Annotated in this window: 10 protein-coding genes; 8 read left to right on the forward strand and 2 right to left on the reverse strand. The window is 70.6% G+C overall.

What is annotated here, in order from left to right:
- Nucleotides 1–422: serine/threonine-protein kinase (locus Q8Q85_09125; protein ID MDP3774415.1), on the reverse strand; the 422-nt coding region annotated here is incomplete at its 3' end.
- Nucleotides 423–605: 183 nt separating this feature from the next.
- On the opposite strand from Q8Q85_09125, the gene Q8Q85_09130 reads away from it, so the two are divergent.
- Nucleotides 606–2,219, forward strand: coding sequence for a hypothetical protein (locus tag Q8Q85_09130; protein ID MDP3774416.1), 1,614 nt, complete (start codon nt 606–608; stop codon nt 2,217–2,219).
- A gap of 181 nt (nt 2,220–2,400) precedes the next feature.
- Here Q8Q85_09130 and Q8Q85_09135 read toward each other — a convergent pair whose 3' ends face one another.
- Nucleotides 2,401–2,877, reverse strand: a complete 477-nt coding sequence (locus Q8Q85_09135) for a tetratricopeptide repeat protein (protein MDP3774417.1) — start codon at nt 2,875–2,877, stop codon at nt 2,401–2,403.
- A 65-nt stretch (nt 2,878–2,942) separates the two neighbouring features.
- On the opposite strand from Q8Q85_09135, the gene Q8Q85_09140 reads away from it, so the two are divergent.
- From Q8Q85_09140 to Q8Q85_09170, 7 genes are all read left to right on the forward strand, one after another.
- Nucleotides 2,943–3,521: an HDIG domain-containing protein gene (locus tag Q8Q85_09140; GenBank protein ID MDP3774418.1), complete on the forward strand. Its 579-nt coding sequence runs from the start codon at nt 2,943–2,945 to the stop codon at nt 3,519–3,521.
- A gap of 39 nt (nt 3,522–3,560) precedes the next feature.
- Complete coding sequence (locus Q8Q85_09145) at nt 3,561–4,130, forward strand: sigma-70 family RNA polymerase sigma factor (protein ID MDP3774419.1); 570 nt, start codon at nt 3,561–3,563, stop codon at nt 4,128–4,130.
- Nucleotides 4,127–4,441, forward strand: a complete 315-nt coding sequence (locus Q8Q85_09150) for a hypothetical protein (protein ID MDP3774420.1) — start codon at nt 4,127–4,129, stop codon at nt 4,439–4,441. The genes Q8Q85_09145 and Q8Q85_09150 overlap by 4 nt, the downstream gene beginning before the upstream one ends.
- A gap of 9 nt (nt 4,442–4,450) precedes the next feature.
- A complete protein-coding gene (locus Q8Q85_09155) occupies nt 4,451–4,846 on the forward strand; it encodes a hypothetical protein (GenBank protein ID MDP3774421.1) in 396 nt (131 codons plus the stop codon).
- 1 nt (nt 4,847) lies between these two features.
- Nucleotides 4,848–6,134, forward strand: a complete 1,287-nt coding sequence (locus tag Q8Q85_09160) for a TolC family protein (GenBank protein ID MDP3774422.1) — start codon at nt 4,848–4,850, stop codon at nt 6,132–6,134.
- A gap of 8 nt (nt 6,135–6,142) precedes the next feature.
- Nucleotides 6,143–7,933: an efflux RND transporter periplasmic adaptor subunit gene (locus Q8Q85_09165; protein ID MDP3774423.1), complete on the forward strand. Its 1,791-nt coding sequence runs from the start codon at nt 6,143–6,145 to the stop codon at nt 7,931–7,933.
- A partial coding sequence (locus tag Q8Q85_09170; protein MDP3774424.1) for an ABC transporter permease occupies nt 7,933–8,976 on the forward strand: 1,044 nt, incomplete at its 3' end. The genes Q8Q85_09165 and Q8Q85_09170, both read left to right, overlap by 1 nt.

The following is an 8,976-nucleotide window of genomic DNA, read 5'->3' on the forward strand; positions in this document are numbered from 1 at the left end:
ATGCCGAAATCGGCGACCAGCGCCGAGCCGTCGTGCAGCAGGATGTTCTCCGGCTTGATGTCCCGGTGCACGACGCCGTGCCGGTGCGCGTAGTCGAGCGCGCCGGCCACTTCGGTCGCGATGCGGACCGCATCTTCCACCGGAAGCTGTTTCTCGCGCGCCAGGCGGTCCCGCAGGCTCTCGCCCTCGACGAAGGGCATGACGTAGTAGACGATCCCCTCGGCTTCACCCGAGTCGTGCAGCGGCAGGATGTGCGGGTGCTGGAGGTTGGCGGTGAGCCGGATCTCCTTCAGGAAGCGCTCGCCGCCGAGGATCGCGGCCAGCTCGGGGCGCAGCACCTTGAGCGCGACGTGGCGGTCGTGCCGCAGGTCCCTGGCGAGATAGACAGTGGCCATGCCGCCCGCGCCGAGCTCGCGCTCCACGGCGTAGCGGTCGGCCAGGGCGGACGTCAGGCGTGCGATCGCGTCGGTCAGGTCCCGCCCCTGAAGAGGAGAGGATGAACGATGCAGCGATGGGGACCCCGGGGGAAGGGACCTGGCGTGCGAGGGACTTGACCGCGACGCCCCGCTTGCGCATGGTCAGGCTCCCCCTGAAGACAGGCAGCCATGATCAGGCGTTCACTCCTCCTCGCCGTTCCGCTCGTGTTCCTGACGACGACGCTTCGCGCCCAGATGGAGCACGATCACGCCGGCCCGCCGCCCGCGCGCCTCGGGCGCGTCGAATTCGGGACCTCCTGTACGCCGGTCTCCCAGCGCGCTTTCGAGCGCGGCGTGGCACTGATGCACTCGTTCTGGTACGAGGAATCGGCGCGAGCCTTCCGCGCCGCTGCCTCGGCCGACCCGACGTGCGCCATGGCCTCGTGGGGTCTGGCGATGACGTACCTCCATCCGCTCTGGGCGCCGCCGACGCCGGCGGAGTTGCAGGCCGCCGCCGCCGCCGCCGAGCACGCGCGAGCACTGCATCCGCCTACCCGGATCGAAACCGACTACGTCGAGGCGATCGGGGCGTTCTACCGCGACCACGCGACCGTGCGCCACCGCGACCGACTGGTCGCTTACTCGCAGGCGATGCGGCGGATGCACGAGACGTACGACCAGGACGCCGAGGCCGCGATGCTCTACGCGCTGAGCCTCCTTGCCATGGCGCAGAACTCGCCGCCGGACACCACCTACGCCAGGCAGCGGGAGGCGGCCGCCATCCTGGAGCCGATCTTCCAGCGGCAGCCCGATCACCCCGGCGTCGCGCATTACCTGATCCACACCTACGATACGCCGGCTCTCGCGCGGGAGGGCACCCGCGCCGCCAACCGCTACGCGGGCATCGCGCCGTCGGTCCCGCACGCCCGCCACATGCCTTCGCACATCTACATCCGTCTCGGCATGTGGGAACAGGCGATCGCGTCGAACATCAGCTCCGCGTCCGCGGCGCGGCAGTACGAGATCCAGCAGCGCTGGGATGGCGCCTGGGATCAGCGGCTCCACGCGATGGACTACATGGCGTACGGGTACCTGCAGCAGGGGCGGGACGCGCAAGCGCGGCGCCTCGTGGACGAGGCCGCCGGCTTCCCGCGCACCTATCCTCCCGGCTCGCTCACCTCGGACTACGCGCTCGCGGCCATCCCCGCGCGCTACGCGGTCGAGCGGGGGCAGTGGGCTGAGGCCGCCGCGCTTCCGGTCAGGGCGGGCGCGCCGCCCGCCGCGGCCGCCGTCACCCACTTCACCAAGGCGATCGGCGCTTCGCGGAGTGGGGACACCGCGCTCGCTCGCGCCGAAGTCGCGGCATTGGCCTCGCTGGACGACGACCTCGCTCGTCGACAGGTCCCGGCGTGGGCCGGGATGGTCCACGCTCAGCGGCTGGCCGCGGAGTCATGGCTTGCGCTCGCGACGCGCGACACCGCGGGCGCGATCCGGCTCGCCACGCAGGCCGCGGACCTGGAGGACATCACCGAGAAGCACCCCGTCACGCCGGGTGCGATCCTGCCGGCGCGCGAGCTTCAGGGGGACCTGCTGCTGGAGTTGGGCCGGGCGGCGGATGCGCTGGCCGCCTACCGGGCCGCGTTGGCGATCCAACCGAGGCGTGCCCGGAGCCTCGCGGGCGCGGCGAGGGCGGCCGAGCTTGCGGGCGACGCAGCGGCCGCGCGGTCTTTCCAGCGGGAGCTTCGCGCACTGATGGCGCGGTCGGATCGGGGCCGGCGCGAAGTTTCGTTGCGGAGGCCGTAGGGCGGGATGGCAGCGACACTAGAGCAGCATAGTCGCGACGGAAGTCGCGGCTCGGGCATGCTCGCGACTGAAGTCGCGGCTCGGCATCTGTCACTGAAGTGACGTGCGTCGCTTTAGCGACAGTCTTCCAGCCGAGCCGCGGCCTCAGCCGCGAGTCGGCACTGAAGCCGCGAGCCGGCAGCTAGTTCACCATACCCTGCATCCTCCGGAACCGCGTCCGCAGGGAGCGGTCCTCCGGAGCGAAGTCGAGCGCGCGGCCCAGCGCGCGCACCACCCCGAGCACGTCGCCGCGCCGCTCATAGATGCGCGCCAGGTTGAGGTGCGGGAAGTGCCGCGGCTCGTAGCGCTTCGCGCCCGTGGCGCGCACCAGCCACGGGACCGCCTCCTCGTCCCTGCCCAGCTCCATCAGGTACACGCCGATGTCGTTATAGGGGTTGCCGAAGTCCGGGTCGCACGCGATGGCGCGCTTGCACTCGGCTATAGCCTCATCGAACCGCTTCTGGAAGGAGTAGACCCAGCCCAGGTAGGTGTGCGCCTCGGCGGTGGGGTGCTCGGCGATGGAAGCCTGGTAAAGCCGGATCGCTCCCTCATGGTCGCCGCCGGCCTGAAGCCGGTAGGCACGCTGCCAAAGCTCGACCGCCTTGACCGGATCACCCATCACCTATCACCTATAATCACCTATCACTCATCACCTATCACCCATCACCCATCACCGGAACAACAATGACCCGCGCCGACGCCATCGCCCTGATGCACGAATACACCCCCTCGGATGCGCTTCGCAAGCACATGTACGCCGTCGAGGCTGCCATGCGCGCCCTCGCCCGCAGGCACGGCGAGAACGAGGAGACGTGGGGGCTCACCGGTCTCCTTCACGACTTCGACTACGAGCGCTTCCCGAATCCCGATCACAGCCCGACGGAGGGCCATCCCGCCGAGGGGTCGCGGATCCTGGCCGAGAGAGGGTACCCGGAGGAGCTGCGACGCGCGATCCTGGGTCATGCATCCTATTTGGGTGTGATGCGCGACACTCTCATGGCCAGGGCGCTGTTCTCGGTGGACGAGCTGTGCGGCTTCCTGGTGGCGTGCGCGTTGGTGAGGCCGAGCCGGAGCCTGTCGGACCTGGAGGTCAGCTCGGTGAAGAAGAAGCTCAAGGACAAGGCCTTCGCCCGGGGAGTGAACCGGGAGGAAGTGAGGCAGGGAGCCGAGGAGCTGGGGGTCCCGCTGGAAGAGCACATCCAGTTCGTTCTCGAGGCGCTCCGGCCGGTGGAGCGGGACCTGGGCCTCGGCTCGGCAGCCTGAGAGTGTCCACTTTACGGGACTCAACAGCCCTAGTGTCATCTGCGTAATACAACCAGTGAAGCAGACGCCGCGCTCGCGACGCGGGCGGCCGCCGGCGACCGGGAGGCGTTCGGGGAGCTGGTGACGCGGTTCCAGGCGGCGGTCCGGCGGGTGACCCGTGCGGTGACGGGTGACGCGCACGACGCCGACGACGCCGCCCAAGACGCGTTCCTGTCGGCGCTGGACCGGATAGAGACGTACGATCCGCGCCGCCCGTTCGGTCCGTGGCTGATGCGGATCGCCGCGAACGCCGCCATCGACCTGTTGCGGCGGCGAACGGTGCGCCGGGCCGACGCGCTCAACGACACGATATCGTCGCCGGGAATCTCGCCCGCGGCGGCGGCGGGGGCGGCTGAGCTGAAGGAGCGTATTGCGACCGCGATGGCGGCGCTGCCCGAGCGGCAGCGGATCGCCGTGACCCTGTTCGATCTGGAAGGGTATCCGCACGCCGAGATCGCGCAGGTCCTGGGCGTGCCGGAAGGCACCGCGCGATCGGACGTATTCCACGGACGGCGCGCACTCAGGAAGGCGCTGGGGATGTACGACCCGGCGACGGAGGAGGACGCATGAAAGACCTGCTGAGGCGATACCTGACGCCCGACGATGACGGCCGCGCGTTCGCCGAGGCCGTGATGCTCCGTGCGAGCGGCGCCCTGCACCGCCGACGTCATGCCGCGGACGCGGGGACGGGCCCGCTCTGGGAGATGCTGGAGCGTTGGGCCCGGCCGTGGGTGGTGGTGGCGCTGATCGGGATCGCGATCGCGGCGTCGGTGCCGGTGCTGCCGACCGGGGGCGCGGCGGGGGAGATGTCGCTGGGCTCCGACGCGCTGCTCGCCTCCGTTGCGCCGGATGCGGACCTCGGCTTCTCGATCGGGAACTAGGAGCGCAGGATGGAGAACAGGTCGAAGGTCTGGGCGGTCGGGCTCCTGCTCGCGATCGGCAGCGCCGGTTTCGCGGGCGGCGCGGCGACCATGAACTACGTGGGTGACCAGCCGCGCCGGCTGCGCAGGCAGTGCAGCTATTCCGGGATGCTTCAACGGGAGCTGCACCTGACGGACGCGCAGCGGGACTCGGTGCGCGCCATCTGGCGCCGCCACCGCGGGGAGTTCCGATCCGCGCTGTCGCCGGTGCAGCCGCGGCTGGACTCCATCCGCATCGGCATCCGCGAGGAGCTACGCGCAATGATGACGGCGGAGCAGCGGGCCGCGTTCGACCGCTTCCAGGAGCGCGAGCGCGCGGAGCGCCAGCGGGCCGACAGCGCCGGCGCGGGACGGGAGAACCGATAGGATGCGCTTCATCGTTCTCATGCTCGCGTCGCTCGCGAGCGGCGCCGCCGCGCAAGAGCCGCGCCGTGTCACTCTCGACGAGGCGTTGCGGCTCGCCTCGCGCAGCCAGCCGGCGATGGTGCAGGCGCGGCAGGACGTGCGCGTAGCCTCGGCCCAGGAGCGCCAGTCGTTCGGCGCCTTCCTGCCGAGCCTCAACGCGAACTTGAGCACGAGCAAGTCGGGCCAGCGCGTCGATGCCACGAGCGGCCAGGTGACGCGCGCCCCGCTGGCGTTCAACGACCAGTACGGGATCTCGGGCAGCCTCGACCTGTTCACGGGCTTTCGCCGTGGCGCCAACCGGCGCGCCGCGGGGGCCACGACGAGCCTGCGCGAGGCGACGCAGCTGCGCCAGGAGTACGCCGTCGCCCTCTCGACGAAGCAGGCCTTCTTCAACGCCCTCGCCGCCGCCGAGCTGGTCGCGGTGGCCGAGACGCGCCTCCGGCGCGCCGACGAGCAGCTCAAGCTCACCGCCGAGAAGCTTCGCCTCGGAGCGACCACGCGGTCGGACTCGCTGCGCGGCCGCGTCGAGTACGGCAACGCGCAGCTCCAGCTCATCCAGGCCAGAGCCGATCTCCGGTTCACGCAGGCCACCCTGGGACGCGCCATCGGCGTCGAGGGGAGCGTCGCTCCGGTGCCCGACAGTGCGCTGGAGGCCCGGCTGGGAACCCTCGACACCGCGGCGTTGCGGCACGAGGCGTCGGCGAATGCCCCGTCCGTCCGCGAGGCGGAAGCGAGCGTCCTCAGCGCCCGGGCCTCGCTAGGCGCCAATCGGGCGGCCTACTTCCCGACTCTGACGGCAAGCGGCAACAGCAACTGGGCACGCGCGGACTCCAACTTCCTGGGCGGCGAGCAGTTCGGGCGGACGTGGTCGCTCCGGCTCCAGGTCAGCTACCCGATCTTCAACGGCTTCACGCGCGAGACCAACATCATCACGGCCGACGCCAACGCCACCGCCGCCGAGGCGCGACTGCGCGACGCGCGGCTCCTGCTGGACGCGAGCCTGACCCAGGTGTTCGCGTCGCTGGACGCCGCGGCCGCCAAGACCGACATCGCGCGCGTCTCGGTCGCGGCGGCTGAAGAAGACCTGAGGATGCAGCGCGAGCGCTATCGCCTCGGGTCGTCCACCATCTTCGAAGTGCTGACCTCCCAGGTCTCCCTCGACCAGGCCCAGGTGGACCTGGTCCGCTCACGCTATGACTACCTGGTCGCGCGGGCCCAGATCGAGGCGCTCGTCGGACACTCACTATGAGCAGTTCAATGAGACCCCTGATGATCGCCGCCGCCGGCGCCGCCGCTCTCCTCGCCGGCTGCAGCAAACCTGTCCCGCCGCCCAACTACGAAGCGGTGGCGGTGGAACGGCGCGACATCGTGGTCTCGGCCGAGGCGGCGGGATCGATCGAGCCGATCCTGGTGGTGGACGTGAAGTCGAAGGCGTCCGGCGAGATCATGGAACTGCGCGCCGAGACCGGCGACATCGTCACCCAGGGCGATCTCCTGGTCCGGGTGGACCCCCGCGACCAGCAGAACGCGCTGGCGCAGGCGGAGGCGGACCTCGAGGTCGCCAACGCCTCGCTCGCCAACGCCGAGGCGCAGAAGCGCCGCGCCGACCAGATGTTCGCCGCGCAGGTCTTGAGCGAGCAGGAGCACGAGGCCGGGAACCTCACGTTCGCGAACGCCCGCGCCCAGAAGGTGCGCGCCGAGCGCGCGGTGCAGAACGCGCGCGACCAGCTGGACGACACCAACGTCCGCGCCCCGATAACCGGAACGATCATCCAGAAGAGCGTGGAGCGCGGGCAGGTCATCGCCTCAGCGACGCGTGAGGTCTCCGGCGGCACGGTGCTGCTGCGCATGGCGGACCTCGCCGAGGTGCAGGTGCGCACCCTGGTGGACGAGACCGACATCGGCAAGGTGCAGTCGGGCCTGCGCGCCACGATCACCGTGGACGCGTACCCCAACCTGCCGTTCGAGGGGAGCGTCCTCAAGATCGAGCCGCAGTCGGTGACGCAGCAGAACGTGACGATGTTCCCGGTACTGATCCGCATCGGCAACGAGCAGGGACTCCTGCGCCCGGGCATGAACGCCGAGGTGGAGATCCACATCGGACAACGCCAGAACGTGCTGGCGATCCCGAACGCGGCGCTGCGCACGACCCGCGACATGGCCTCGGCCGCCCAGGTGCTGGGCCTCGACCCTCGGGACGTCGAGCAGACGCTTGCCGCGGCCGACTCGGAGGCGCGTGGCGCACCACAAGTGGCGGGGCGGGCAAGCGGCCAGCCCGCGGGACGGACCGGCGGACTGCCGGGCGGACCCGTGGCCGAGGCGCGGGCCGAAGAGCCCCGGCCGGCCCGGGGCGCGAATCCGCCTACCCAGCAACCGCAAGGCGGCATGCCAGCGGCTCCGAGCGGTTCGCGTGGGCCGGGCTCCGGCATGGCGGGAGGAAGCGGGCCGCCGGCGGGGATGGGCGGACAGGGCGGTGGGTTCCAACTCCCCGAAGGCGTCACGCGCGAGATGCTCATGGAGATCCGGCGCAAGCGCGAGGCGGGCGAGACACTCACGCCGCAGGAGTCGGTGGCCTCGGCGAGGATGCAGGCCTTCCGGCAACAGGCGCAGCTGCCGAGTGGCGGGGTACCGGGCGCGACGCAAGGGGCCGCGGCGCCGTCGATGCGCTCGCAGTTCTCGGGCGGCGGCCAGGGCGGCCAGCGCCGCCGGTTCGGCGCCGGGAACAACTTCCAGTTCGGCGGCTCGTACATCGTGTTCGCGCTGCGTGGCGGCAAGCCGACGCCGCTGCGCATCAGCACCGGCCTGACGGACCTCGACTACAGTGAAGTGACGAGCGGGCTCACCGAGCAGGACACGGTCCTGCTGCTGCCTTCGGCGTCGCTGGTCCAGGCGCAGCAGGAGATGCGGCAGCGCTTCAGCCGCATGACGGGTGGCGGCGGACTGCCCGGGATGCGCAACCAGAGCGCCGAAGGTGGCGCGACGGCCCCCGCGGCCCCCGCGCCCGGCGGGGCCGGCAGCCCGCCGCGGGCCGCAAGCCCGAGGCCCTGATGCTCCTCATTGAGATCTGGATGGTCGCGCTGGAGTCGATCCGGGTCAACAAGCTCCGGTCCTTCCTGACGATGCTCGGCATCATCATCGGCGTCGGCGCGGTGATCACGATGATCGCGCTCGGCACCGGCGCGAAGCGGGCGGTGCAGGCGAGCCTGTCGGCGCTGGGCACCAACATCCTCACCGTCACCCCCGGGCAGTCGTTCATGCGCGGCGTGGCGAGCGACCAGCGGGTGAGCATGACGGTGGACGACGCCGACGAGATCCGCGCCACGGCCCGGCACGTGGTGGCCGTGATGCCGGAGATCTCGCGCAACCTGCAGGTCAAGAAGGGCAACCGGAACGCGAACATGTCGGTAACGGGCACCGTGCCCGAGTACTTCACGAACCGCGCCTACACCATCACCTCCGGCCGCGCGTTCACGTCGGGGGACGACGAGTCCCGCCGCCGTCTCGCGCTGCTCGGCGCGGCGGTGCCCGACATGTTCGGGTCCAATCCGGCCGCCATGATCGGCCAGCAGATCCAGATCCGCGGGATCCCGTTCGAGATCGTCGGTGTGCTTTCGGCGAAGGGCGCGCAGAGCTCGTACATGAACCCGGACGAGCAGATCTTCGTCCCGCTCCAGACCGCGCGCTACCGCACCCATGGCACCGACCGGGTGCGCAGCATCGGCATCAAGGTGGACGACCCGGTCAACATGAACGTCGCGATGATCGAGGTCGAGCGGGTACTGCGCCGCACCCACAAGGTCCGCCCCGGGGCGGCGAGCGACTTCCTGATCCGTGACCAGACCGAGCTCCAGCAGACCTTCGCCCAGACCACCGAGACGTTCTCCTTCCTGCTGGCATGGATCGCCATCATCTCCCTCCTGGTGGGCGGGATAGGGATCATGAACATCATGCTCGTGTCGGTGACGGAGCGGACGCGCGAGATCGGCATCCGCAAGGCGCTGGGCGCGACCCGCAGCGCCATACTGCTGCAGTTCCTCGCGGAGGCGCTCGTCCTGTGCATGCTCGGCGGAACGATAGGCGTGCTGGTCGGC

The organism is Gemmatimonadales bacterium (assembly GCA_030697825.1).
Taxonomy (GTDB): domain Bacteria; phylum Gemmatimonadota; class Gemmatimonadetes; order Gemmatimonadales; family JACORV01; genus JACORV01.